General features: G+C 55.7%; 21 protein-coding genes and 2 tRNA genes. 20 read left to right on the top strand and 3 right to left on the bottom strand.

Annotated features, from left to right (window positions below):
• The first annotated feature begins 36 nt into the window (after nt 1–36).
• The 10 genes from BU251_RS06005 (at nt 37) to alr (ending at nt 9672) form a co-directional block, all read left to right on the top strand.
• Nucleotides 37–819, top strand: coding sequence for a PSP1 domain-containing protein (locus BU251_RS06005; protein ID WP_128700154.1), 783 nt, complete (start codon nt 37–39; stop codon nt 817–819).
• Entirely contained in the window at nt 816–2309 is a 1494-nt protein-coding gene (gene metG, locus BU251_RS06000; protein ID WP_128700153.1) for a methionine--tRNA ligase, read from the top strand. The genes BU251_RS06005 and metG overlap by 4 nt, the downstream gene beginning before the upstream one ends.
• Nucleotides 2310–2426: 117 nt before the next feature.
• Nucleotides 2427–3197, top strand: a complete 771-nt coding sequence (locus tag BU251_RS05995; protein ID WP_128700152.1) for a TatD family hydrolase — start codon at nt 2427–2429, stop codon at nt 3195–3197.
• Nucleotides 3198–3199: 2 nt separating this feature from the next.
• The gene (locus BU251_RS05990) at nt 3200–4354 is read left to right on the top strand and encodes a DUF362 domain-containing protein (RefSeq protein WP_128700151.1); all 1155 of its coding nucleotides are present in this window, start codon (nt 3200–3202) and stop codon (nt 4352–4354) included.
• Between the two features lie 5 nt (nt 4355–4359).
• Complete coding sequence (gene mtnA / locus BU251_RS05985; RefSeq protein WP_420885793.1) at nt 4360–5418, top strand: S-methyl-5-thioribose-1-phosphate isomerase; 1059 nt, start codon at nt 4360–4362, stop codon at nt 5416–5418.
• Nucleotides 5393–6307: a thiamine-phosphate kinase gene (thiL, locus tag BU251_RS05980; RefSeq protein ID WP_128700149.1), complete on the top strand. Its 915-nt coding sequence runs from the start codon at nt 5393–5395 to the stop codon at nt 6305–6307. Before mtnA ends, thiL begins: the two co-directional genes overlap by 26 nt.
• Nucleotides 6308–6636: 329 nt before the next feature.
• Entirely contained in the window at nt 6637–7101 is a 465-nt protein-coding gene (tsaE, locus tag BU251_RS05975; protein ID WP_128700148.1) for a tRNA (adenosine(37)-N6)-threonylcarbamoyltransferase complex ATPase subunit type 1 TsaE, read from the top strand.
• Nucleotides 7098–7631, top strand: coding sequence for a hypothetical protein (locus BU251_RS05970; protein ID WP_128700147.1), 534 nt, complete (start codon nt 7098–7100; stop codon nt 7629–7631). The genes tsaE and BU251_RS05970 overlap by 4 nt, the downstream gene beginning before the upstream one ends.
• A complete protein-coding gene (gene tsaB, locus BU251_RS05965; RefSeq protein WP_128700146.1) occupies nt 7628–8314 on the top strand; it encodes a tRNA (adenosine(37)-N6)-threonylcarbamoyltransferase complex dimerization subunit type 1 TsaB in 687 nt (228 codons plus the stop codon). Before BU251_RS05970 ends, tsaB begins: the two co-directional genes overlap by 4 nt.
• A 224-nt stretch (nt 8315–8538) precedes the next feature.
• Nucleotides 8539–9672, top strand: a complete 1134-nt coding sequence (gene alr, locus BU251_RS05960; RefSeq protein ID WP_128700145.1) for an alanine racemase — start codon at nt 8539–8541, stop codon at nt 9670–9672.
• Between the two features lie 171 nt (nt 9673–9843).
• Here alr and lptG read toward each other — a convergent pair whose 3' ends face one another.
• The 3 genes from lptG to BU251_RS05945 are packed head-to-tail and all read right to left on the bottom strand — an operon-like array spanning nt 9844 to nt 12760.
• Nucleotides 9844–10938: an LPS export ABC transporter permease LptG gene (lptG, locus tag BU251_RS05955; RefSeq protein WP_128700144.1), complete on the bottom strand. Its 1095-nt coding sequence runs from the start codon at nt 10936–10938 to the stop codon at nt 9844–9846.
• Nucleotides 10926–12020 carry an LptF/LptG family permease gene (locus tag BU251_RS05950; protein ID WP_128700143.1) on the bottom strand — a complete coding sequence of 365 codons (1095 nt, stop codon included), beginning with the start codon at nt 12018–12020 and terminating at the stop codon, nt 10926–10928. The genes lptG and BU251_RS05950 overlap by 13 nt, the downstream gene beginning before the upstream one ends.
• Nucleotides 12021–12022: 2 nt before the next feature.
• Complete coding sequence (locus BU251_RS05945; RefSeq protein WP_128700142.1) at nt 12023–12760, bottom strand: ComF family protein; 738 nt, start codon at nt 12758–12760, stop codon at nt 12023–12025.
• Nucleotides 12761–12871: 111 nt separating this feature from the next.
• On the opposite strand from BU251_RS05945, the gene pyrE reads away from it, so the two are divergent.
• The 10 genes from pyrE to BU251_RS05895 all read left to right on the top strand — a co-directional run bounded on the left by pyrE (nt 12872) and on the right by BU251_RS05895 (nt 23916).
• Nucleotides 12872–13459 carry an orotate phosphoribosyltransferase gene (gene pyrE / locus BU251_RS05940; RefSeq protein ID WP_128700141.1) on the top strand — a complete coding sequence of 196 codons (588 nt, stop codon included), beginning with the start codon at nt 12872–12874 and terminating at the stop codon, nt 13457–13459.
• A gap of 267 nt (nt 13460–13726) precedes the next feature.
• On the top strand, nt 13727–14977 hold the full coding sequence (locus BU251_RS05935; protein ID WP_128700140.1) for a BaiN/RdsA family NAD(P)/FAD-dependent oxidoreductase: 1251 nt from the start codon (nt 13727–13729) through the stop codon (nt 14975–14977).
• A 32-nt stretch (nt 14978–15009) separates the two neighbouring features.
• Nucleotides 15010–16332: a Maf and M48 domain-containing protein gene (locus tag BU251_RS05930; RefSeq protein WP_164908891.1), complete on the top strand. Its 1323-nt coding sequence runs from the start codon at nt 15010–15012 to the stop codon at nt 16330–16332.
• Between the two features lie 2 nt (nt 16333–16334).
• Nucleotides 16335–18893 (top strand): magnesium-translocating P-type ATPase, encoded by a 2559-nt coding sequence (mgtA, locus tag BU251_RS05925; protein ID WP_128700138.1) that lies wholly within the window; start codon nt 16335–16337, stop codon nt 18891–18893.
• A 188-nt stretch (nt 18894–19081) separates the two neighbouring features.
• Nucleotides 19082–19165 (top strand) — tRNA-Leu (locus BU251_RS05920).
• 338 nt (nt 19166–19503) lie between these two features.
• Nucleotides 19504–19576: transfer RNA gene (locus BU251_RS05915), tRNA-Phe, on the top strand.
• Nucleotides 19577–19938: 362 nt separating this feature from the next.
• Entirely contained in the window at nt 19939–20625 is a 687-nt protein-coding gene (locus BU251_RS05910; protein ID WP_128700137.1) for a hypothetical protein, read from the top strand.
• Nucleotides 20626–20680: 55 nt separating this feature from the next.
• Entirely contained in the window at nt 20681–21868 is a 1188-nt protein-coding gene (trpB, locus tag BU251_RS05905; RefSeq protein ID WP_128700136.1) for a tryptophan synthase subunit beta, read from the top strand.
• Complete coding sequence (trpA, locus tag BU251_RS05900; RefSeq protein WP_128700135.1) at nt 21855–22652, top strand: tryptophan synthase subunit alpha; 798 nt, start codon at nt 21855–21857, stop codon at nt 22650–22652. Before trpB ends, trpA begins: the two co-directional genes overlap by 14 nt.
• Entirely contained in the window at nt 22645–23916 is a 1272-nt protein-coding gene (locus BU251_RS05895; RefSeq protein WP_164908890.1) for a M16 family metallopeptidase, read from the top strand. The genes trpA and BU251_RS05895 overlap by 8 nt, the downstream gene beginning before the upstream one ends.
• Nucleotides 23917–24100: the final 184 nt, after the last annotated feature.

Here is a 24100-nt window from a genome sequence, read left to right as displayed (position 1 = left end):
GCTGTTTTGCGGCGGTTTGCGTAAGAGGTTTTATCTATGGAAGTCATTGCACAAGTAAGATTAAGAGAAATGGGGTCCGTCTCCTGCTATCACGCCGAGGGGGTGCAGATCAAGAACGGCGATCTGGTGATCGCGGAGGTGGAACGGGGCATTGATTACGGCCAAGTCGTTACCGACCCTGTATTGACGGAAAAGGTCGATGAATCCGTCAAGAAGGTCCTGAGGATCGCGACGGATGCCGATCTTAAACAGATCCAGGACAATAGGAAAAAGGCCCAGGAAGCGTCGGTCACCTGTTCCAAAAAGATCGAAGAGCATAAGCTTGACATGAAGCTGGTCGGCGCCGAGTACGCCTTTGACCGTTCCAAGATCCTTTTTTATTTCACGGCCGAAGGACGGGTGGATTTCCGCGAACTGGTGAAGGAGCTGGCCAAGATCTTCAAGGCGCGTATCGAGCTGCGTCAGATCGGCGTCAGGGACGAGGCCAAGATCCTTGGAGGCTTCGGGCCGTGCGGCAAGGAACTGTGTTGCTGCAGATTTTTAAAAGATTTCGAGCCTGTGACGATCCGGATGGCCAAAGACCAGAATCTGCCGCTTAACCCTCCGAAGATCTCCGGTCTCTGCGGCCGTCTTATGTGTTGTCTTTCCTTCGAGCACAAGCACTATAAGGAGATGTGCAAGGGGCTTCCCCGGGAAGGAGAACGCGTCGAGACGCCGGAAGGCAAGGGGAAAGTGATCTCTGTCAATATCCTGAAACGAAAAGCCAGCATTCTCCTGGAAGACGGCAAGCTGGTTGAAATGACCTACAAGATAAAATGAACAAAACGTTCTACGTCACGACACCCATATACTACGTCAACGGCGTGCCGCATATCGGTCATTCCTATACGACGATCGCCGCCGACGTCCTCTCCCGCCACAAGCGACAGCGCGGATGGGATGTGTATTTTCTGACGGGAACCGACGAACACGGCCAGAAGGTGCTGCGCGCCGCCGAGAAAGAGGGCAAGACGCCGCAGGCGTTCGTGGACGGCATCATTCCCCGTTTTAAAGAGGTCTGGAAAAAGCTGGACATCAGCTATGACGACTTCATCCGTACGACCGAACCCCGTCATGGCCGGGCCGTCGGGCATTTCTTGCAGCTCCTGTATGACAAAGGAGAGCTGGTGCTTGGCGATTACGAGGGTCTTTACTGCGTGCCTTGCGAGGTTTTCTGGACGGAAAAGCAGGCCGAAGGGGGCTTGTGTCCTGATTGCAGGAGGCCGGTCGAACGCCTCAAGGAATCGAATTATTTTTTTAAGCTCTCGGCCCATCAGGCGTGGCTTATCCAGCATATCAAGGACAATCCTGATTTTATCCGGCCGGAATCGCGCCGCAACGAGGTCTTGAGTTTTCTGGAAGAGAATGTCCTCACCGACCTGTGCGTTTCCCGTCCCAAGAGCCGCCTGAGCTGGGGGATTCCCTTGCCTTTTTCGCCGGACCATGTGACGTATGTATGGTTTGACGCCTTGATCAACTATATCAGTGCGCTGGGATATCCGGAAGACTTTACGAAATTCGACGCCTTCTGGCCGTCAGCCCTCCACTTGATCGGCAAGGACATCCTGCGTCAGCATGCGGTCATCTGGCCGATCATGCTTCATGCGGCCGGGCTGCCGGCCCCGCACAGGATCTTTGCGCACGGATGGTGGCAGGTCGGCGTCGAGAAGATGTCCAAGAGCCTGGGCAACGTCGTCAACCCCCTCGACGTCATCGATGAGTTTGGCATCGATGTTTACCGCTATTTTCTGTTGCGCGACGTCCCCTTTGGGCTGGACGGCGTTTTTTCGCGGGAGGCGCTCATCAAGCGTTTCAACGGGGATCTGGCCAATGACCTGGGCAATCTCGTCTACAGGACGCTGACAATGTCGGAGAAGTATGTCGACGGCCGCATTCCCGCCGTGCGCGAGAACAGAGTTTTGCCGGCATCGGGTGCATCGATCCTGTCCAAGCTTGAAAGGCTTGCTGAGTCCATCGACACGGCTTTGGACAAATTGGATTTTATCGCAGCCCTCCAGTCCATCTGGGAGGTGATCGGCGACGCCAATAGGTTCGTGGAGGAGACAAAGCCGTGGAACTTGAAGAAAGAAGGCAAGACAGAAGAACTGGAGGATTTTCTTTCCGTCATGTTCCGGGTGCTGCGTCAGACGGCCGCTGAATTGGCGCCTTTCATGCCGCAGACATCCGCCAAGATCTTGTCCCAGCTCAAGGAGGACCGCGTCGCCAAAGGCGATCCGCTGTTCCCGAGGATCATCGAGGAAAAGAAATGAGCGAACCCCGTTAGAAAACATGGTTTTCTGGCGGGGTCAATGAGTTGACGAGTAAACGAGTCGGCGAGTTGATACGGCAGGAGGCACTCGTTTACTCATACGCTCGTCAATTTTTTTATGTTGATCGATACGCATTGCCATCTGGATTTTTCCGAGTTCGATGTCGACCGGCCGCAGGTGCTGGCGGCGGCAAAGGCCGCCGGCGTCGAGGCCCTGATCGATGTCGGCTCAAGCCTGGAAGGGAGCCGCCGCGCCGTGGCCTTGAGCCGGGCATGCCCCGAGGTGTTCGCGACCGTCGGCATCCATCCCCATGATGCCAAGGCGTGCGATGAGGCGGCCTTTGCCGAAATCGAAAAGCTCGCCCGGGAGCCGAAGGTCGTCGCTATCGGCGAAGTGGGCCTGGATTATTACCGCAATCTTTCGGAGCCGGCGGCCCAGCGCGAGGTGTTCGGCCGTTTTCTGGCCCTTGCCGGCCGGGCCGCCAAACCCCTTGTGGTCCACTGCCGCAACGCCGAATCCGATATGCTCCAGATACTGACGTCCGCCGGGACAAAAGACATCCCCGGCGTCGTCGTCCATTGTTTTTCAGGAAGCGCGGAATTTTTGTCGGCGTGCCTGGAGAGGGGTTTCTGCGTGTCTTTTACGGCGAACATCACTTATAAGAAAGCCGAAGGCCTGCGTGATCTCGTCCGTTCTGTTCCCCTGGAGAGGATGTTTTTGGAGACGGACGCACCGTATCTTTCGCCCGAAGGCAAGAGGGGCAGGCGTAATGAGCCGGCCAATGTCGTCGAGGTCGCCCGTGAGATCAGCCGGATCAAAGGCGTGGATATCGCCGCGGTCTGCGCCGAGACGACGAAGAATGCCCGGCGGTTCTTTAAAATAACGTGACGATGGATCATAAGGTTTCGCTGGTGAGATGTAGGAATTACGATACGGCGCAGGTGCAGACGGCAGTGGCAGAAGCTGTCCGTCTTCTGGGCGGTATCGAGCGTTTCGTGAAACCGAAAGAAAAAGTGTTGCTCAAGCCTAACCTCCTGACGGATGCCGCGCCGGAAAAAGGGGTGGATACGCATCCTGAAGTCGTGCGCGCCGTCATCCGTCTTCTTCGTCCGCTCACAACCAACATTTTTTGCGGAGATTCGCCGAGCGTGTGGGGAGAAAAAAAGGACGTCGGCAGGGTCTATGAGGTTTCGGGCATCAAAAAGATCTGTGAAGAGGAGGGGGTTGAGCTCGTCTATTTTTCGAGGAGCCGACTTGTCGGGGGTTATCCCTTGACGCCATGGGCTTTTTCATGCGATCGGCTGATCAATATCCCGAAGTTCAAGACGCATGGATTTACGATCCTGACCGCCTGCCTCAAGAACCTTTTCGGCCTGGTCGTCGGCATGCACAAGATGAAGATCCATTTTGACCATCCGAGAGCCTTGGATTTGAGCCGGGTGATCGTCGATATCTATGAGGCACGCCGGCCCGATTTGAATATTGTCGATGGGATTACGGCCATGGAAGGCGACGGCCCGGGTTCGGCAGGCACGCTCAAGCATATGGGGCTGGTTGCGGCCGGAGGCGACGGCGTATGTGTGGATATGATCTTGGCGCACCTGATGCGTCTTGACGGTTTTGCTGTCCCGACAAGCAGGGAGGCTTCAAGACGCGGTCTTGGCCCCGGACGTTTTCAGGACATTGAAGTCCTCGGCGGGCCTTTGGGTGATTTTACGGCGGAGTCTTTCAGGCTCCCGAAAGCAAGCATCTTGGCAAGACTCCCGCGGATGCCGAAAGCCTTAAGCCGGCTTTTGACCGCCTTTTTATCGTTGAAACCCTATGCGGAGGCGTCCCATTGCAAGCTTTGCGGCATATGCGCGAAGAGTTGTCCGGCGGAAGCAATCCGCCTTGACGCCGGACGCGTCCGTTTTCGCCGGTCGCGGTGCATCCTGTGTTTGTGTTGTCAGGAAGTCTGTCCCCATGGGGCGATAGACGTGCGCAAGAATTCTTTTTTGAAACTGCTCAAGTGGTGCAAGAACGCCGGAAAGCGAGCCCGACGATGAAAAACATCTTCGTGAATCCTATTTTTTGGGAAGGCGATCATATCTGTATTATCGACCAGACAAAGTTGCCGGTGGAACTGGTCTATGAAGGCTGCAGGGATATCTCGAGCGTCTGGCGGGCGGTCAAAAAACTTAAAGTGAGAGGTGCGCCTCTGATCGGCATTGCCGCAGCCATGGGTTTTGTCCTCGGCCTGAGAAGGTCTAAAGTCAAAACGTGGCCGGGTCTCCTGCAAGAAGCCCGGAAGATCAGCAGGTATCTGGCTTCTGCCAGGCCGACAGCCGTCAATCTCTTTTGGGCCCTGGGCCGCATGGTCCGTGTCGTCGAAGCGCATGAGGGGGAGGATAAAAAAAGGCTTCTTCTGTTCCTTAAAAAGGAAGCAGATGCTATTTTAAGCGAGGACATCCGGATGTGTTTCCAGATGAGCCGTCATGCCGCTTGCCTCGTCAAGAACGGCGACAGTCTTTTGACCGTTTGTAACGCCGGCGGCCTGGCGACGAGCGGTTACGGCACGGCCCTGGGCGTTTTTTACCGCGCCCACGAAGAAGGCAAATCCATCAAGGTCTATGCCTGTGAGACGCGGCCGCTCCTGCAGGGGGCGCGGTTGACGACATGGGAACTCTTGCATAACAAGATCGACGTGACATTGATCTGCGATAATATGGCGGCCGACCTGATGCGCCTGGGCCGGATCGATGCCGTCTTTGTTGGAGCAGACCGCATTGCGGCCAACGGCGATTTCGCCAATAAGATCGGCACCTACAGCCTTGCCGTCCTGGCTTATTATCACAAGATTCCGTTTTATTGCGTGGCGCCGTCTTCGACGCTGGACTTGTCTTTGGGGAGCGGCAAAGAGATCCCTATCGAGCAGAGGGATCCCCTGGAAGTGACTTCGTTCTATTTTAAGAAGCCTATTGCCCCGACGGGGGTGCATGTGTTCAATCCGGCTTTTGATATCACGCCCGCTTCTTTCATTTCTGCCATCATCACGGAGAAAGGTCTGATCCGTAAGCCCTTTGGCCGCAACCTGAGAAGATTACATGGACGCCTATCTCAAAAACATTAAAGAATGGGCCCTTGTCGCTCAAGCCGTCCGCCGGTTCAGGACAGCCGACCCTTCAGTCGTTGTCGGGCCGGGCGATGACGCGGCTGTCATCCGGGGGCCGAAAGAGCTCTACGGTCTCCTGACGGTTGACATGCTCGTGGAATCTGTGCATTTTAAGAAAGGGGAAGATCTGAGAAGGGTCGGCTATAAGGCCGTCGCCGTCTCAGTAAGCGACATCGCCGCTATGGGCGGCGAGCCGAGATTCGCCCTCGTTTCTGCGGGTTTGCCCCGCAAAGACCTGGCGCGCCGCGCCCAGGCCTTGTTTGCCGGGCTCGGGCAATGCGCCCGCAGATACGGCGTCAGCGTCATCGGCGGAGACATAAACCGCAGCGACCGTCTCGTGATCGACGTATTCATGACGGGGGAGGTCAAGAAGAAGAACCTTGTCTTACGCAGCGGCGCCAAAGACGGCGACACTATTTTTGTCTCCGGCCCCTTGGGCGGTTCCCAGAGAAGCGGCCGCCATCTGTTTTTTGTTCCCCGGGTCAAAGAGGCCCGTTTTTTGGTGAAAAATTTCAAGGTCAACGCCATGATGGATCTCTCGGACGGCTTGGGCATGGACCTTTCCCGTTTGTGCGAAGCCAGCCGCCTGGGGGCCGAGATCTTCGAGGATGATATCCCAAGGAATCCGGGCGTCAAGACGATGGCAGCAGCCCTGGGTGATGGCGAGGATTACGAATTGCTCTTTACGCTTGCGCCTGCGCAGGCACGCCGCCTGTCGGCGTATTCAGCCGGCCGGTTCCATTTCTATCCCATCGGCCGTATGACGACTGCTTTTAAAGGGGTGCGGATATGTACCCGCGGCGGCCTTTTGAAAAAACTGCCGCCGCCGAAATTCAGACATTTTTAATGAGGCCATAACTTACGGAGTCTGTCCGCAGGACGAGCGACGTAAGTTATCCGGCCGAATTAACCCCGTTCGCCAGCGAAGTAAATTTCTGAAAGAAATTTACGACGCGTCTTAGGCGAATCGGGGTAGAAAGAGGTGATTTTTCAGGGAGGCCATAACTTACGGAGTCTGTCCGCAGGACGAACGACGTAAGTTATCCGGCCGCCTGCCTTTGACCAGGGCAGGCAGGTGTGAAGGATTAACCCCGTTTGCCAACGAAGTGTCCGCCGCCACTGCTTCGGCAGGCATCCGCTGACGCGGTAGCGGTGGATGGAAAAATAAGATCACCGATGAAAAAGAAGATTTATGTGACTCGGTCCGCCGAAGAGACCATGAGGCTGGCGGAAAAACTGGCCCACAGCCTGAAGGCCGGCGATTGCCTGGCCTTGATGGGAGAGCTCGGCAGCGGCAAGACGACATTCGTCAAAGGGCTGGCTTATGGCCTCGGCTTCAAAAAAAAGGACTATGTGTCGAGTCCCACGTTTGTTATACTGAAAACCTATCCGGCCAGAATTCCCATTTACCATTTCGATGTATACCGGCTTTCGACACTGGATGAATTCCAGGGGATAGGCCTCGAAGAATTTATCGGGTCGCAGGGGATCTGCGTCATCGAGTGGGCGGATAAGCTCGAGGGTCTGCTGCCGCCGGATCATATGCGCGTCGAATTTTCCACGGCAGGCTCAGGGGATAGGTTGCGTAAGATCGTCGTGCATCATCTGTCGAAGAGGCGGGGAAAGAGAAAAAGCCCGTGAAACAGCCGATCATTTTTTTTAAGGGTGCGGTCAGCGGGACGGATCAATATCTCTGGCTGACGTTCGGCATCGCGCTCGGAGGTTTCATCATCTGGTGGCTGGCGCGGACAACGCTGGTCATCGGGCATTTTTTAAAGGCGGGCCGGGAGGTCCTGGGGGTGGAAGATGCGCGCCGGCCGCCTTGGTTGGATTTTTTGGCCAGCCGCGAGATCCGCGGCGTCTATAAAGGACGGGATATCTACATCGGCGTGAGTTATTCCGGCATCAAAAACATTTTTCTTCCGCTGCCGCGTGTTTGCATGACCCTCAAAGAAACGACGGGGTACAATACCGGCAGGCTGACCCAGTATGCCGCGATTGAGAATAACACCCTTGTGTTCCTTCCCAAGGTCAGCCTGGCCCTGGGTGTCTTCGACAAGGGCTTCGAGAAGGTGTTCAGCAAGAATTATCTGATCATGGCGCTGGAGAAGATGATTGCGACCGCCGAAGACCTGGAGCGGGGGCATCCGCTCAAAGAGGTCTTTTCATGAATTTCCTTTGCCTGGATACTTCCACGGTTTATTCGGTGGTCGCTGTCTCCGATGAAAAAAAAGTGCTGGTAGGGGCGAGGCGCCAGTTTGAAAAGGGAAGGGCCGAAGGGGTCTTCGAACTGATCGAGACGTGTCTGCAGCAATCGGGCCTGGCCTTGAAGGACATGGATGCCTTTGGCGTGGGCGTTGGTCCAGGTTCTTTCACCGGTTTGCGCGTAGGTTTGAGCGCGGTCAAGGGGTTTGCATTCGCTTTTTCGCGGCCGGTCTATCCATTTTCAAGCCTGGCCGCTATCGCTTTTAATGCCGTCCATATCCCCGCGCGCCGTCTGGCCGTGGCTGTGGATGCCAGGCGTTCGCATGTCTACGCCGCGGAATTCAAACAGGACGGCAAAAAGGGATTTGTGCCGTTGCGCAAAGACGCGTTGCTTGACGTTGAGCGATGGCTTGGCCGGCTTGATGGGCATACGGTCCTGGCCGGAGACGCCGTCAAGATGTACGCACCAGCGATCCAGGAGCGCCTGGGGGTTGCCGGATGTCTCGAGGAAGACATGTGGTATCCAGCGCCAGAAGGCATTGCGGCCCTGACGCGCAAGGCCTTCCGTCAGAGACGCAAAACGGATGCGCAGGGGCTCGAAGCCGTGTATCTGTATTCCAGGGACTGTCAGGTCAGGAAGGCATGTTAGATTTAACGGGAATGAATAACCAAATCCCAAGAAACCTGCCTTCGCGGGCTACGCCCGCAGGGCAGGCAAACAATGACCAAAAAACAAAAATTCAATAACTAGGTAAAAAATAAAAACCGTGTTTGATCATTTGGCCGTTGGTTATTGGGATTTATTTGGATCTTGTATCTTGCCTGCCTGCCGGCAGGCAGGGTTATTGGTTATTTCTTAAGGTTTTCCGTCGCATGGAAAAATCCCTTTTTTATCGTCAAACTTGGGTTGAGATCGACCTGTCCGCCGTAGGACGTAATTACCGGACCCTGAAAAAGGCCCTTCCGGAAGGCACGAAGATGATGGTGGCGGTCAAGGCCAACGCCTACGGGCACGGCATCGTCGAGGTTTCGCGTAAGCTTGTCGCCTGCGGGGCGGATTATCTGGGTGTCGCCTGTCTGGACGAGGCCCTGACGCTAAGAAAGAACCTTATCCACGTGCCGATCCTGAATCTGGGCGCTTTTCTCAAAAGCGACGCAGCGGCGTTGATCGATAATGATGTGACGGCGACGGTCACGGATTATCCGATGGCGCTGGAGCTGAATAAGGTCGCCGGCGCCTTAAAGAAGAAAGCCAAGATCCATGTGAAGATCGATACGGGCATGGGCCGGCTGGGTGTGTGGCATTCCGAGGCGGACGATTTTATCCTGAAGCTCTGCGCCTTGCCGCATCTCTCCATCGAAGGTCTCTACACCCATTTTCCCAGCGCCGATACCGACGAGGCTTTTACGCGTTCGCAGATCACGATGTTCTGCGCTTTGGTGACAAAGCTCGAGATCAAGGGTGTCAAGATCCCCCTCAAGCATTCCGCCAATACCATGGCTCTTGTCGGCTATAAAGACGCCCATTTTAACCTCGTCCGTCCAGGCCTGGCCATCTACGGCCTGCATCCGACAGAGGCGTTGATCGGAAAAGTGGACCTGGCGCCGGTCCTTTCTTTCAAGACCAGGATCGTCTATCTCAAGAATGTCGCCAAGGGCCGTTCCATCAGTTATGGACGGACGCACATCACCAAAAACGATACGGTGATCGCGACCCTGCCTGTCGGATACGGCGACGGATATAACCGCCTTCTATCGAACAAGGGCCGGGTCCTGGTGAACGGGGAATTTTGTCCGGTTGTCGGCGTGGTCTGCATGGACCAGACGATGATCGATGTCGGCCACCTCAAGAGCGTCCGGCTGGAAGACGAGGTGGTGCTGGCCGGAACGCAAAAAGATAAGATCATCCGCATCGAAGAGCTCGCCCATCTGTGTCACACCATTCCTTACGAAGTCGTCTGTTGGATCTCTCCTCGCGTGCCGCGCGTCTATATCGATAAAGAATAGTTCTCCTCTGCGATAAGGCGTCATTTCGCGACTTCAAGTTTAATCCCACGGCCATGAATGGCGGTTGCCTCTGGGAGGGAATCCCCAGGGGATAGCCGATAGGATTATCCAGAGAATTGTTCCAAAGAAAAAAGGAGTCTCGAACTTAAAGTCCGGGGGGATTCCGCGATATTATTGGGTATGCGCGATCAGATAGAGGGCCGTGCCGCCGAAGATGATGTGGCTGCCCCAGGCAGCCAGAAGGGGCGGCAGGACCCCGGCTTTTCCCAGGGCCGTCAGGACGGCGAAGAGGACATAGAAGAGGAAGCTGATGCCCATGCATATGCCGATGGAAGAAAAGGCAACCGCCCGTCGGCGCACGATGATGGCCGAAGGGATGCCCAGAAGGATGATGATGAAGCTGGTGAAGGGCGACGACGTCTTCTGAAAAAGATCGACCTTCATGCGGATGATCGTATTCTGCGCGCCGCTCTCCGGGAGCCTCGCGATGTAGTTGGCGAGGTCCTTGGTGTTCATGTTTTCTACAGGGATGTTTTGCCTCATAAAGTCTTCCGGCGTTTCCTCTATCCTGTAAACCTTGTCTGAAAAATACAAAGGCTCCCCGCGTATCCTTTGGCCTTCTCCCAGATAGTAAATGAAGCACTGGTAAAGGACCCACCTGTTGTTTCTCCAGACGGCCTTTTCCGCATAGACCTTGGAACGGACGTTTTGCTGGGCATCGTGCTCCAGGATCGTCAGTCCTTCGATGGTGTTTGTTTTCGGATAGAATTTATTAAGGAAATAGAGGCGGTTATCGTAACCGTAGATGGCGACATTTTCCAGCGGGACATCCTGGGTGGATCCGTAGGCCTTGTCGACATAATAGCGCTTGATGAATTTGCTCATCTTTTGCGCATAGGGGGTGATGGTTTCGTTCATGACGAAGATCGACAGGCTCAGGATGAAACCGAAGAGAACGAAGGGGCGCACGATATGCCAGATGCTCAGGCCCGAAGACCTCATGGCGATGATCTCGTTGGCCTGGTTCATCTGTCCCAGGGTGAAGAGCGTGGCCAGGAGGGCGGCGATGGGCGCCGTCTGGCCGATGATGACCGGGACGGCATAGAGATAAAGCTCGAGGATCTTCAGGATCGAGGGGTGGTTGTTCAGGATTTCCTGGAGACTGCCGAAGATGTCGACGATGATGAATAGAAAAATAAAGACAATGAGACAGAAAATAAAGCTTTTGAGGAACGATCGAAAGAGATAGCGGTCTAGGATAAGCATGTTTTGTAGAACATCCCTGCGCCGAGAACGCCGAAAATGATGTTCGGCATGCTCATGGCCAACCAAGGCGTCATGATGCCTTCGGAGCTCATCGTTTCGAAACCGATCAGCAAGAGATAATAAAGGGCCATGATGAGGAAGGCGAAGCCGAAATTCAGGGATTTCTCCCTGCGCCTCGTGATCATGGCGAACGGCGCCCCGGCGAAGATGAAGACAATGCAGGAGAACGCCAGGGCGCTGCGTTTATAGATCTCCGTCAAGAGGGGGGCGGTGTCGATGCCGGTGGATTTGAATTTGTTGATCTGCCGGCGCAGTTCCTGGAGCGTCATGTCCTTGGCTTTCTTGTCGACCTTGGCCGCGGCCTGCTTTTTGAAATCGATGTTCATGAAATATGTCTTGAAATTGAGTTTGTAAAAATTTTCGGGGTCGTTCGGATTGATCTCGTCGGACGTGCCGTCGATCAGCTTGAGCTTGAGCAATTGTTTGTCCGGCAGGACGATGAATTCCCCCTTTTTGGCGATGATGGTGCGGGGAGGCTTGTCTGCCCCTTGGGGTTCATAGATACGGATGTTGGAAAATTTGTTACCGTCGATACGGTAGATGAAGATGATGTACTTATCAAAGGCCGTGATAAAGGTTCCGGCTTCCAGCGCCGCCGTAGGGTTCTGGGAACCGAGCTCGATCAGCGTCTCGCGCGATTTATGGTGGGAGACGGGGATGATCTCGTTATTCAGGATGACGGCAAACAGGCTGAGGATCACGCCGACGATGATGACCGGCGAGAGGATCTTGAAGAGGCCGATGCCGCTGGAGCGGATTGCGATCAGCTCATTGTCGCCGGAAAGCCGGCCGATGGACAGCAGAACGGCGGTCAGGGTTGAGACCGGCAGGATGAAGCTGAAGAGAAAGGGGATGAGGTATAGAAAAAGCTTGCCGGCCACCAAAATCGAGATCCCCTTGGAGATGATCAGGTCGGCGAGCTTGATCATGTTGCCCAAGAGCATGACGAAGGTCAAAATGAACAGCGACAGAAAGAAGGCGCCGAAGAATTCCTTTAAGACGTAATTCCTAAGGATACGCATGATTAACTTTTGGCGAACGCAAGCACCGTGACCTGGCAGCAGCCGCCTTCGTCCATAAGCAGGCGGCTGGCTTGGCGCGCCGTCGCCGTTGTGGTGACGATATCGTCTACAAGCAGGATGCGGCGCCGGCTCATGAGGGAACTGCACTTTTCGTCCAGCCGGAAGGCATGGTTGAGGACGCGCATGCGCCCCTGTTTTTTTAAATCCGCCAGCGCCGGCGTGTTTTTTGACCTTTGGAGCGCCGGGATCACAGGCAGGGATGTAGTGCCGGCCAGATGCCGCGCGATCGCCTCCGCCTGGTTGAATTCCCGTTCCCTGGCGCGCGCCGCATGAAGCGGCACAGGCACGAGGGCATCGAATAGATCCAGCCACTTGTCCGGCAGGGCTGCCGCGATCAACCTGGCGATGGTGGAAGCCAGATAGGCCCGGCCTTCATATTTCATCTTATGGATCAACAGCCGGACAGGCCCTTCATAGGCGTAGCAAGTCATGAGGCGGTGGTATGCCGGCTTGTCGTTGCGGCACCTGCGACAGAAAAATTCCTCTTTTTCCCTTTCTTCGGTCAGGGGCGACCCGCACCAGCGGCAGGAGATGGCGTTACAGCGCTTCATGGAGGCAAAACAGTCCGCGCAGAGATGGTCGTCAAACCTGGCTGTCGCCCCGCAGAGAAGCCGGGAGCAGATGTGGCAGCTCCTCGGAAAGAGAAGGTCGCAACATGCCTGTGCATAACTTTTCAACATGGGAAACATCGTAACATCCTAATAGGTAAAAGTCAATGAACCCTTTGTTCTGTGTCGGGGGCGCATAACGCCAGTTGACATCTATGCCCTTTGCCAGTACAATAAGCGCCTATGGAGCCCGCCCTTCTTAAAAAACAGTTGTTCGCATTGATGAAAGAAAAGGCCTATCATGAGGGCGAGATCAAGCTCGCCAGCGGCAAGATGAGTCATTATTACATCGACGCGCGCGCCGTAACCTTAAGCGCTCAAGGGGCTTACCTGGTCGGCCATATTGTCTTCGACATGATCCGCGAGCTTGAGGTGCATGCGGCCGGCGGCCCGACGCTTGGGGCTGATCCTATTGTCGGGGCGCTGGCGCTGGTCAGTTTTCAGAGTGATCTTCCTATCAACACCTTCCTTATCCGTAAAAATCCCAAGAGCCACGGCCGGATGCTCCAGGTCGAAGGGCCCACCCTGAAGGCCGGCGATGAGGTCGTTCTTCTGGATGACGTGGCGACGACCGGCGGCTCCCTCATCGACGCCATCGAGGTCTTGAAAAAGATGGATATCCCGGTCCGCAAGGCCATCGTGATCGTCGACAGGGAAGAAGGGGCGCAAGAGAACCTGGCCAAGCTCGGCTGTGAGCTTGTGTCCGTCTTCAAGGCCAGCGAATTCTTCTCTGAAAAATACAGACCGGTCAAAGACCAGAAACGGTCTTGATGACACAGATTTTAAAATGCGATTACACCGATAGTGACAAAATTTTATCAGTGTAATCTTTTTTAATCTTTATAATCAGCGGGTGCCGGCTACGCCGGCAGCCGCTAAAAAACCCTCCGCCTAAACCAAATCCGTTACTTATTTACTCTGCGCGGCCTAAGGCTCCGCCCTTTAGGGCTGAGAATTTTGTGGCCGCTTAGAGGTACCCGAAACAAGCCCCGGCATTTGGGCCTTTGGGCCGGGGAATATGGGTTGACTAGAGACGCCATGGATTATCATCCGATCGTGATCATTGGAGGTGGTCCAGCCGGCATCATGGCTGCCTGCCGCGCGGCAGACTTGAAAGTGCCTGCGGTGGTCTTGCTTGAAAGGAACGCCAGCCTTGCCCGCAAGCTCGGTCTGACGGGCAAGGGCCGCTGCAATCTGACGAACGAGGCGCCCGTCGATGAATTTTGCCGCCGTTTCGGGGCCAACGGCCTGTTTTTGCGCAATGCCTTCGGCCGTTTTTTCTCGGAGGACCTGACGGCGTTTTTTGAGGACCGCGGCCTCAAGCTCAAAAAGGAGCGTCAGGGCCGTGTTTTCCCGACCACCGATTCTTCCTCCAGCATCATCGCCGTCCTGTCCTCTGAATTGAAGAAGCTGTCTGTGGATGTCCGCCTGGGGCGTCATGTCCGGAAGGTCGGGCTTGACGGCGGCACAAAGACCGTTATTTTCGACGATGGATCGTCTTTGGAGTGCCGCCTGTTGATCATCGCCACAGGCGGCGCCTCCTATCCTCAGACGGGTTCGACCGGAGACGGTTTTACCTGGGCCGGAGACCTGGGGCATACCGTGGTGCCGTTGAGGGCCGGCCTTGTCCCTTTGGAGACGCGCGAAGGGTTTGTCAAAGACCTTCAGGGATTGACGCTCAAAAATATCCGGCTTATATTCTCACAAGGGTCTTGCAAGCTCGAAACACCTGTCGGCGAACTCCTTTTTACGCATTTCGGGGTCTCGGGCCCCCTCGTCCTGGATCATAGCGTTTCTGTCGTGGCCTGGCTGGAAAAAGGAGGCGTCGGGGTTTTACTGGATCTCAAGCCGGGCCTGGCCCTCGGAGAGTTGGATAAGAAATTGCAGGCGGAGTTGCGCGCGGCCGCCAATACCGGCGTCGGAAATTATCTCAAGAATCTGCTGCCGCAACGGATGGTCGGCGTTGTCGCGGCACAGGCCGCTGTGGATGCCGGCAAGAAGTGTCATCAGGTGACGGTGCAGGAGCGCCGGCGCCTGGCCGCGTCCCTGAAAGGTTTTTCTTTTACGGTCCATCGGGCCAGGCCCATCGACGAGGCGATGGTGACCTGTGGCGGCGTGTCCTTGAAAGAGATCAATCCCAAGACGATGGAGTCGCGCCTCGTGCCGGGGTTGTATTTTTGCGGAGAGGTGCTGGATCTGGCGGCTTCCAGCGGCGGCTACAATCTTCAGGCGGCGTTTTCAACGGGTTTTGTGGCCGGCGAATCCGCGGCGTTGAACGCGAAATACTGACGCGATAATTCTGAGTTTTGGAGGCGATGGTTATGTTGATCCTTGCTTCGAAATCCAAGGCCAGGAAAAAATTGCTCGAGGCTCTCGGCGTGAAATTCAGGGTGATGCCTGCGCGCGTCAAAGAGCATGCGGACGCTGTGCGGCATCCGGCGCGGACGGTGGCGGCCAATGCCTTGCTGAAAGCACGCGACGCGGCTCGGCGCGTCAAGAAGGGGATTGTCGTCGGATGCGATACCCTTGTCTGGCAGGATGGCAGGGCTTTCGGCAAGCCCGCGTCATTGAAAGAGGCGCGCGCGATGCTCAAGAGACTCTCGCATAGGCCCCATGTCCTTTATACCGGCATCGCCGTCATCGATGCCGCCAGCGGGCGGGAGATGACGGAAGTAGAAGAGACGCGCATCGAGATGGAGCCTTTGAGCGACCGGGAGATCGCGCAGTATTTCCGCAAGGTCTCGCCTTTGGACAAGGCGGGAGGTTTCGATGTCCAGGGCCTGGGAGGGTCGTTCATCCGTCGTATCCGCGGATGCTATTTCAATGTGGTGGGTCTGCCGATCGCCCGGCTGCGCGTAATGCTCAAGAAATTCGGCGTTTCTCTTTTGCTGGTATTGTGCGGTTTTGCCGTCAATGGCTGCTCGACGGAATACAACCTGGCGACGCACAAAGAAGATACGATGATGTATTCGACGGAAAGGGAGGTGGCCATCGGCGATTCCCTGGCCGCGCAGGTCGAGAAGAATTATACGGTCGTCCAGGATCCCCAGATGAACGAGCGCCTGGATCGCGTCGGCGCCAAGGTCGCCCAGGCCAGCGACCGCCACGACCTGACATACCGCTTCCGCATCATCGAGGACCCGAAGGACAAAGACCTCGTGAACGCGGTTTCTCTGCCGGGCGGCTACATCTATATTTTCAAGAATCTGATGACGGTGGCGGATACGGACGATGAGCTGGCCGCTGTCGTCGCCCACGAGGTGGCGCATATCGTGGCGCGCCACAGCATCAAGCGCCTCCAGGCGATCTGGGGCTATAATATCCTGACGATCCTCGCCGGCGCGACGAAAAATGCGGAAGCGGCGCAGGGCGTGCAGATGGCCTACGCTTTTTTGCTTTCCGGCTATTCCCAGGAAGACGAGCTTACGGCCGACGGGATGGGCGCGATTTACGCCAAGAGGGCGGGATATAACCCCCAGGGGATGATTGAGTTTCTGGACAAACTCCGCAAGAGGCAGAAGAAGGAGCCCCCGCAGGCCCTGTCTTATTTTAAGACCCATCCCGGCTACGGTCGCAGGATCCGGGCGACCAAAGAAGCCCTCGGCGAGAATATCGATTTTGACGATTTTATCGATACCCTTTAAGCATGGACAACAAACTATCTCTTATCTCCGGCCTTTCCGATTTCGATTACGCCCGTTGCGCCCACGAAGCGCTTTTCGAGAAGTTCGCCACGTCCCAAAAAGGGCTGACGGATCATGAGGCCCGGGAGCGTCTGTCGGTCTACGGTTACAACGAACCCGCCAAAAAGAAAAAGAGGGCCGTTCTTTTCGAGATCCTTTCCAGGTTTTTAAATCCTCTCGTCATCGTCCTTCTGGTGATTGCCGGTTTTTCCCTGTTTTTCGGAGAGAAGATCAGCGCTCTTCTTGTCGTCCTGATGGCGTTGATCAGCGTCCTTTTGTCTTTTGTGCAGGAGCACCGCGCAGGCCGCGAGGCGGAAAAATTGAGCGAGATGGTCCGCGCCACGGCAACGGTCTATCGTAACGGCCGGGCGCGGGAGATCCCGATCAGGGAGATCGTCCCCGGCGATATCGTGGATCTTTTTGCCGGCGACATGATCCCGGCGGACCTGCGGATCATCTTCTGCAAGGATCTTTTCATCAATCAGGCGTCTTTGACGGGAGAGTCCTTTCCCGTCGAGAAGACGGCGGGCCCCGCTGATCCGAAAACGCAATCTCCGGTGGACATGACGAACATCGCTTTCATGGGTTCCAGCGTCGTCAGCGGCACCGGCCTCGGGGTCGCGGTGAAGACCGGGGTCGCCACCCAGTTCGGCGAGCTCTCCCGGCGGTTGGCTTCCATCCAGATCGAGAGCAGTTTCGACAAAGGTATTCGCAGTTTTACGTGGCTGATGATCCGTTTCATGCTCATCTTGGTCGTCGTCATATTTGCCGTCAACGCTTTCCTAAGAGGCAACATCGTTCAGGCCCTGCTTTTTTCTCTGGCCGTTGCCGTAGGTCTCACGCCCGAGATGCTGCCGATGCTCGTCGCCATCAATCTGTCCAAAGGCGCCCTGGCGATGTCCAAAAAAGACGTTATCGTCAAGAGGCTGAACTCCATCCAGAATTTCGGGGCCATGAATGTCTTGTGCACGGACAAGACCGGCACGCTCACACTCGACAGGATCGTCCTGGAGAAACACTGCGATGTGGTCAGGCAGGAAGACGACGAGGTCCTTAAGCTGGCCTTCATCAACAGCTATTACCAGACGGGCCTTAAAAACATCCTTGACCGGGCTATCTTGAAGCATGAGAAGTTGAAGATCGAGGATTATGCCAAGATCGACGAGATCCCGTTTGATTTTTCCAGGAAGATGATGTCGGTTGTCGTGGGCTCCGAAGGCAGGCATACGTTGATCTCCAAGGGTGCTCCCGAGGAGATATTCAAGCGGTGCGCGACCTACGAGTTGGAAGGCGAGACCCTCGAGATCAACCAGATGATCCTGACGGACCTTAAGGAAGAATGCGACCGTCTTAGCGCCGAAGGGTTCAGGGTCCTGGCTGTCGCTTACAGGAGTATGGACATCTCCAAAGAACGCTATACGAAAGACGACGAGCAGGGGCTGGTGCTCAAGGGGTACATCGCTTTCCTGGATCCGCCAAAGCCGACCACCAAGAAGACCATCGAGGCCTTGCGGCGTCTGGGGATAGAATTAAAGGTGCTGACAGGAGACAATGAGCTGGTGACGCGCAAGATTTGTATCGACGTCGGCATCAGTGTCATGGGCCTGGCTACGGGCGACGCGATCGACAAGATCAGCGACGAGGAATTGGCGGAGCTGGTGGAGGTGACTTCTGTCTTTGCGCGGCTATCGCCTTTGCAAAAAGAGAGGGTCATCCGGGCGCTTCACAGAAACAAGCACGTCGTCGGCTATCTGGGGGACGGTATCAATGACGCGGCGGCGCTGAAGGCGGCCGATGTCGGCATTTCCGTCAACAATGCGGTGGATATCGCCAAGGAATCGGCGGATATCATTCTGTTGAAAAAGAGTCTCATTGTCCTGGCCGAGGGGGTGACTGAAGGCCGCAGGACGTTCGGCAACATCCTCAAATACATCAAGATGGGGTCGAGCTCCAATTTCGGCAACATGATCAGTATGACGGGCGCCAGCCTTTGCTTGCCTTTCCTGCCGATGCTGCCGATCCAGATCCTCTTGAACAATTTTCTTTACGACCTGTCACAGATCGCCGTTCCCACCGACGAGGTCGATGATGAGTATCTGCTGCGGTCCCGGCCCTGGAATGTGGGTTATATCAAGAAGTTCATGCTTTTTTTCGGACCCATCAGTTCCGTATTCGATTTTGTGACCTTCGGCGTCCTTTTGTTCCTTTTTAACGCATCGCCGAAGCTTTTTCATACAGGGTGGTTTTTGGAATCGCTGATCACCCAGACCCTGGTCATCTACGTCATCCGCACGGGCAAGATCCCGTTTGTCGAAAGCAGGCCCAGTCCGTTCTTGATGTTTTCGTCGATTTATATCGTTACGATCGGCCTCTTGATCCCCTTCACGCCCTTGTCCAAATATTTCGGTTTCGTCCAGCCGCCGCCGTTGTATTTTGCGGCCCTTGTCTGCATTGTGGCCGCGTATTTATGGGTCGTCCAGACGGTGAAGAGCAAATTTATAGATAAATACGGGTATGAATAGGCCTTGGCTTTTTTCCGGGCAGCGCGCTTCTATACTTGTGCGGCCAAAGACCGCGGCCCTTAGGCCACGGATGGCTTTGGCCGCTCAAGTATGTCGCTGGAGCGGGAACCCCTTGCTTCAGCACGGGCGGGACCCCATAAACAATTTGACAGTCGGGGCGCAACGGGTTATACTTTTTGCTGCTTAACGCCGGGATGGTGAAATTGGCAAACACATAGCGTTCAGGGCGCTACGCTCGTAAGGGCTTGAGGGTTCAACTCCCTCTCCCGGCATTTTTTTAGCTATAGTATTTGTGTTCGACGAAAAGGATAGATTACAGCAGAACGGGAGTTGAAGGCGACCCTGAGCGCCACTGGTTCGAGCGAGGGGCGCCCGGTTCCGGTGGAGCCGAGCGAATGCGAGGCGGGGGAGGAAAACTCCCTCTCCCGGCATAAATTTTTTCTTCGAAAAAATTTTAGCGCATATTTTGGCAATGTCCTGCCCAGATAGCTCCCAGCCGTAGGCTGGTCCGCCCTGGCCTTGCCCGAAGGGCAGGCCGAGGGCAAGGCCGAGGCGGAAGTCGGTCCCGACCGACATAGATTTTGATATAAGTCTGTTTTTTGTGATCATCGCCCAGATAGCTCAGTCGGTAGAGCGATGGACTGAAAATCCATGCGTCGGGGGTTCAATTCCCTCTCTGGGCACTTTTATTTTCTCGACGTATTGGTTCAAGACGAGTTTGAATCATAGACGCATGAAGGGAGTTTGAGGGAAACCTTCCCTCAATTCCATATTTTTGAGGGAAAGAGGTGACAGTCCGCCTTCAGTGTTAAGGCGGACGCCATAGGAGAAAACCGTAGGTTGTCTCCTATGGGGAGCGCAAGCGACGCGTCGGGGGTTCAATTCCCTCTCTGGGCATTAAATTTTTGCTCTGCAAAAATTTAATGCAGAGCAATCGAGAATCGAAAATCGAGATGAGATATTAGGAAGTTTTTCTCGATTGCGGTCTATTTTCGATTGTCGATTTTCGTTTTTCTTTTTTTGGTTTCCTGCCTCCTTGACGACAATGCCCGAAAAACCTGAAAAGACTGCGGAGATTGAAGAGCATATCAAGGATATTCAGGAGATATCCATTGCGATTGATTCCTGGGACGACGTATTCTCCGACTTCGACCCCAGCCCCATCGACCAGCGCATCCTTTCCGAGGATTTTCTCTCGGAATTAAAAAAGAGATATCGCGAGACGCAGAGGGGCGAGTTTGTCATCACGATCTACGCGCCGGCTTCTTTGAAGGACGAGGTGACCGAGAAGCTGGTGAACAAGCGTCTCAAGCAGTATTTTAAGTTCCGTCACCTGTCGCTTCAGAAAGAGATCGCGCTGGCGATCCGCAAAGGGTCTTTGTTTGTCGTCGGGGGTATTGCATCTTTGTCATCCCTGACCATGCTGACATATTTTCAGATGCTCGATAAACTGGCCCTGGAGCTGATCGCCATCATCCTGATGCCCTTGGGATGGTTTGGCGTCTGGGAGGGTTTTTCGCGTATCATCGAACCGGCGCCGCTCCTCAAGCAGGACCTGGAGCTTTTCGGCAAGCTTTCCAAGGCGGCATTTAAGTTCAAGTATGCCGGCAGCCAGGAAGAGGCCGCCGTAGTCCCTGCAGCAAAACAGGAAGCAAGGCATGAGACTAAGAGTGCGGGGACCGTCGTCCAGGAAGCAAAGACAGAATCTAAAGAGGAAAAAGAGGTCAAATGAGGCCATGATTTACGGAATATAATGACGTAAATAATGCGCTCATTGAAGAGGCAAAATGAAACCATTATTACCAGACAAAAACGGACATTACGGGGTCTTCGGCGGACAATACATGCCGGAGACGCTGATGACGCCTCTAAGAGACCTGGAGGCGGCTTACCGGCGGTTGCGCCGGGACGCGTCCTTTAAGCGCGAGGTGGAATATTATTTGCGTCATTATGCCGGCCGGCCGACGCCGTTGTATTTTTGCAAACAATTGAGTTCGGTCCTGGGCCGTGGAAGGATTTATCTCAAGCGCGAAGACCTCCTCCATACGGGATCGCATAAGATCAATAATGCCCTGGCTCAAGGGTTGCTCGCCCGGCGCATGGGCAAGAAGAGGATCGTTGCCGAGACCGGCGCCGGCCAGCACGGGGTCGCGACGGCGACGGTGTGCGCGCTTTTCGGCCTGGAATGCCACGTCTATATGGGCACCGAGGACATGGAACGCCAGGCGCTGAACGTTTACCGTATGAAACTGCTGGGCGCCCGCGTCGTGCCCGTGACCAGCGGATCCAGGACCCTTAAAGACGCCATGTCCGAGGCCATCCGCGACTGGGTGACGAACGTCAAGACGACATATTATCTTTTGGGTTCCGTAGGCGGGCCGCATCCCTATCCGGAAATGGTCCGCGATTTCCAGACCGTCATCGGCAAGGAGGCCAGGCAGCAGGTCCTGAAGATCGAAGGCCGCCTGCCGAAATATCTCGTGGCCTGCGTCGGCGGCGGCAGTAATTCCATCGGGCTTTTTCATCCGTTTTATAACGACAGGTCCGTCAGGTTTCTGGGCGTCGAGGCCGCGGGTTTCGGTCTCAAGACGGGGCGTCATTCCGCAACCCTGGTCGCGGGGCGCGTCGGCGTCCTGCATGGCGCCAAGAGTTTTCTCCTCCAGGACAAGGACGGGCAGGTCAAGATTGCGCATTCCGTGGCCGCGGGCCTGGATTATCCGGGCGTCGGGCCGGAACATGCTTATTACCGCCAGACAGGCCGCGCGCAATATGCGGCCGTTACGGACCGCGAAGCTATCGAGGCCTTTGGGCTCCTGTCGAAGACGGAAGGGATCATTCCGGCGCTTGAGTCTTCGCACGCGCTGGCCTATCTGCCGAAGCTGGCAAAGCATTTAAAGAAGAACGATATCGTGATTGTCTGTCTTTCGGGTCGCGGCGATAAGGACGCCAATACATTGAGCCATGAATCGCATTGATGCGACGTTCAGAAAACTGAAAAAAAGAGGCCGGCGGGCGCTGATCCCGTTTGTAACGGCGGGTTATCCCGGTCTTGGCGCAACGGAGAAGATCGTCCTGGGGTTGGAGTCTGCCGGCGCCGACGTGGTCGAGCTGGGCGTGCCGTTTTCAGACCCCATTGCCGACGGGCCCGTCATCCAGATGTCTTCTTTTGAGGCGCTCAAAAAAGGTGTGACCCTTAAAGATGTCCTGGGTCTTGTCGGACGGCTGCGCCGCCGCACGCAGATCCCGTTGGTCGCCATGACGTATTTCAACCCCGTGCTGCAATACGGGCCCAGACGTTTTGTCACCGATGCGCTGAAGGCGGGGCTTGACGGTGTTATCATCCCGGATTTGCCCCCGCAGGAAGAAAAGGATTTTCAGGCCGAAGCCCGCAGGAAGGGGTTGGCCGTGGTGCTTTTTATTTCTCCTACGACGCCGCCGGCGCGCGCCCGGACCATCGCCGCCCAAGCCAGGGGTTTTATCTATTTTGTTTCTCTCGTCGGCGTTACCGGGGCGCGGCGCAAACTGCCGCCCGACCTCAAGGCACGCCTTGCGGCTGCAAAAAGGATCGCAGGGGAGACGCCTGTGTGCGTGGGTTTCGGAGTTTCTTCGCCGAAACAGGTCAGGGAGCTTGGGCGTTATTGTGACGGCGTCATCGTAGGCAGCGCCGTGGTGAACAAAATCCGTGAAGGCCTGAGGTTAAAGGATTATGCCGCGCGGACCGCGGCTTTTGTCAGGAGTCTTAAGGGAACCCATGTATAAGATCCGCGAGTACGGCAACGGTGTGCGGCTGGTGTATCGCAAGATGGAGGGGGTTTCTTCCGTCGCCCTCGGTTTCTGGGTCAATGCAGGGTCGCGCAACGAACCTGCGGCCACGAACGGCGTCAGCCATTTTCTGGAACACCTCCTGTTCAAGGGGTCCAAAAAATATACCGGCGACCAGATCAAGGAATCCATCGAGGGCCTGGGAGGGGCCCTCAATGCCTTCACTTCCGAAGAAAACACCTGCTATTACGCCAAATTCCTCGGCCGCCATCTCAAGAAAGTCTTCGGCGTCCTCTCGGATATGGTTCTCCATCCTGTATTGAAGGAGTCCGACATCGAGAAGGAGAGGACCGTTATCATCGAAGAGATCAAGATGTATAAGGACCTGCCGCAGTTCCAGGTCGCGGAGGTCTTTGACGAGCTTTTGTGGCCGCATCACCCCTTGGGACGCAATATCGCCGGTTCCATCGAGACCGTGAAGGCGATCAGCTCAAACATCCTCTCGGCGTATCACGGACAGTGGTACAGCCCGGCCAATATCGTGATCGCCTGCGCCGGCGCCCTGGATGAGGAGCTCCTGGAGGATGCTGTCGAGAGGCTGTATGCCGGTCTCAAGATTGCGGCCGTCGGCCGCGTCGAGCCTTTTGCGGCGCATCATCAGGGGCCGCAGATCAAGCTGGTCGCCAAGGATATCGAGCAGACGCATATCCATATCGGTTTTCCTTCTTTATGGCGCGCTCACCGCGACCGCTTCGCCCAAGGGCTTATCCACGTCATCCTTGGCGGCAATATGTCCAGCCGCCTGTTTAACGAGGTCCGGGAGAAAAAGGGGCTGGCTTACGAGATCGCCAGCCACGTCAAAAGGTTGAGGGATACCGGCGTCTTCTTTGTCCATGCCGGAATCGACAGCCGCAACCTCTTGGAGGCCTCCCGGGTGATCTTCCAGGAGCTCGACCGTATCAGGCAACAGAAGGTTTCTGCGGCCGAACTGCGCCGGGCCAAGGATTTCCTGACCGCCCAGTCGGAAATGGCGCTGGACGACACCATGGAGCATATGCTTTGGGTCGGAGATTCCCTGATGAACCTGGGTTTCCTTCAGACCAAGGAGGAGATCAGGCGGCAGATCGAGCGCACCACTGCGGCGGATATCCTCCGCGTTGCCGAAGAGATGATCTCCTGGCGCCGCCTGCACGTGGCAGCGGTCGGGCCGGGCGTCGACGCCTGCCAGGAGAAGATACGCCAGATGGCGGCCGAACGGTAAAATACCTCCGCCCGGCCTGCGGCAGGCTAAAACAATTTGACATGACTTTTGAGTTATGGTAAAAATAAACAAGGCATAGTTATCCGTTTATCCCTTTTGCCAGAATTCCGCAGGGAAAGCCGCGGCATCATCATGGCGGATAGGGACGTCGCCCCAGGCGAACACGGGCCTATGGGGCTCCAGA

The sequence above is a fragment of the Candidatus Velamenicoccus archaeovorus genome, from assembly GCF_004102945.1.
Lineage (GTDB): Bacteria > Omnitrophota > Gorgyraeia > Velamenicoccales > Velamenicoccaceae > Velamenicoccus > Velamenicoccus archaeovorus.
This window is presented reverse-complemented; position numbering and strand designations above follow the sequence as displayed.

Excerpts from the sequence above, each read along its gene's own strand:
- BU251_RS06005 (WP_128700154.1), top strand. The coding sequence starts at position 37 with ATGGAAGTCATTGCACAAGTAAGATTAAGAGAAATGGGGTCCGTCTCC.
- metG (WP_128700153.1), top strand. The coding sequence starts at position 816 with ATGAACAAAACGTTCTACGTCACGACACCCATATACTACGTCAACGGC.
- BU251_RS05995 (WP_128700152.1), top strand. The coding sequence starts at position 2,427 with ATGTTGATCGATACGCATTGCCATCTGGATTTTTCCGAGTTCGATGTC.
- BU251_RS05990 (WP_128700151.1), top strand. The coding sequence starts at position 3,200 with ATGGATCATAAGGTTTCGCTGGTGAGATGTAGGAATTACGATACGGCG.
- thiL (WP_128700149.1), top strand. The coding sequence starts at position 5,393 with ATGGACGCCTATCTCAAAAACATTAAAGAATGGGCCCTTGTCGCTCAA.
- tsaE (WP_128700148.1), top strand. The coding sequence starts at position 6,637 with ATGAAAAAGAAGATTTATGTGACTCGGTCCGCCGAAGAGACCATGAGG.
- tsaB (WP_128700146.1), top strand. The coding sequence starts at position 7,628 with ATGAATTTCCTTTGCCTGGATACTTCCACGGTTTATTCGGTGGTCGCT.
- alr (WP_128700145.1), top strand. The coding sequence starts at position 8,539 with ATGGAAAAATCCCTTTTTTATCGTCAAACTTGGGTTGAGATCGACCTG.
- lptG (WP_128700144.1), bottom strand. The coding sequence starts at position 10,938 with ATGCTTATCCTAGACCGCTATCTCTTTCGATCGTTCCTCAAAAGCTTT.
- BU251_RS05950 (WP_128700143.1), bottom strand. The coding sequence starts at position 12,020 with ATGCGTATCCTTAGGAATTACGTCTTAAAGGAATTCTTCGGCGCCTTC.
- BU251_RS05945 (WP_128700142.1), bottom strand. The coding sequence starts at position 12,760 with ATGTTGAAAAGTTATGCACAGGCATGTTGCGACCTTCTCTTTCCGAGG.
- pyrE (WP_128700141.1), top strand. The coding sequence starts at position 12,872 with ATGGAGCCCGCCCTTCTTAAAAAACAGTTGTTCGCATTGATGAAAGAA.
- BU251_RS05935 (WP_128700140.1), top strand. The coding sequence starts at position 13,727 with ATGGATTATCATCCGATCGTGATCATTGGAGGTGGTCCAGCCGGCATC.
- BU251_RS05930 (WP_164908891.1), top strand. The coding sequence starts at position 15,010 with ATGTTGATCCTTGCTTCGAAATCCAAGGCCAGGAAAAAATTGCTCGAG.
- mgtA (WP_128700138.1), top strand. The coding sequence starts at position 16,335 with ATGGACAACAAACTATCTCTTATCTCCGGCCTTTCCGATTTCGATTAC.
- BU251_RS05910 (WP_128700137.1), top strand. The coding sequence starts at position 19,939 with ATGCCCGAAAAACCTGAAAAGACTGCGGAGATTGAAGAGCATATCAAG.
- trpB (WP_128700136.1), top strand. The coding sequence starts at position 20,681 with ATGAAACCATTATTACCAGACAAAAACGGACATTACGGGGTCTTCGGC.
- trpA (WP_128700135.1), top strand. The coding sequence starts at position 21,855 with ATGAATCGCATTGATGCGACGTTCAGAAAACTGAAAAAAAGAGGCCGG.
- BU251_RS05895 (WP_164908890.1), top strand. The coding sequence starts at position 22,645 with ATGTATAAGATCCGCGAGTACGGCAACGGTGTGCGGCTGGTGTATCGC.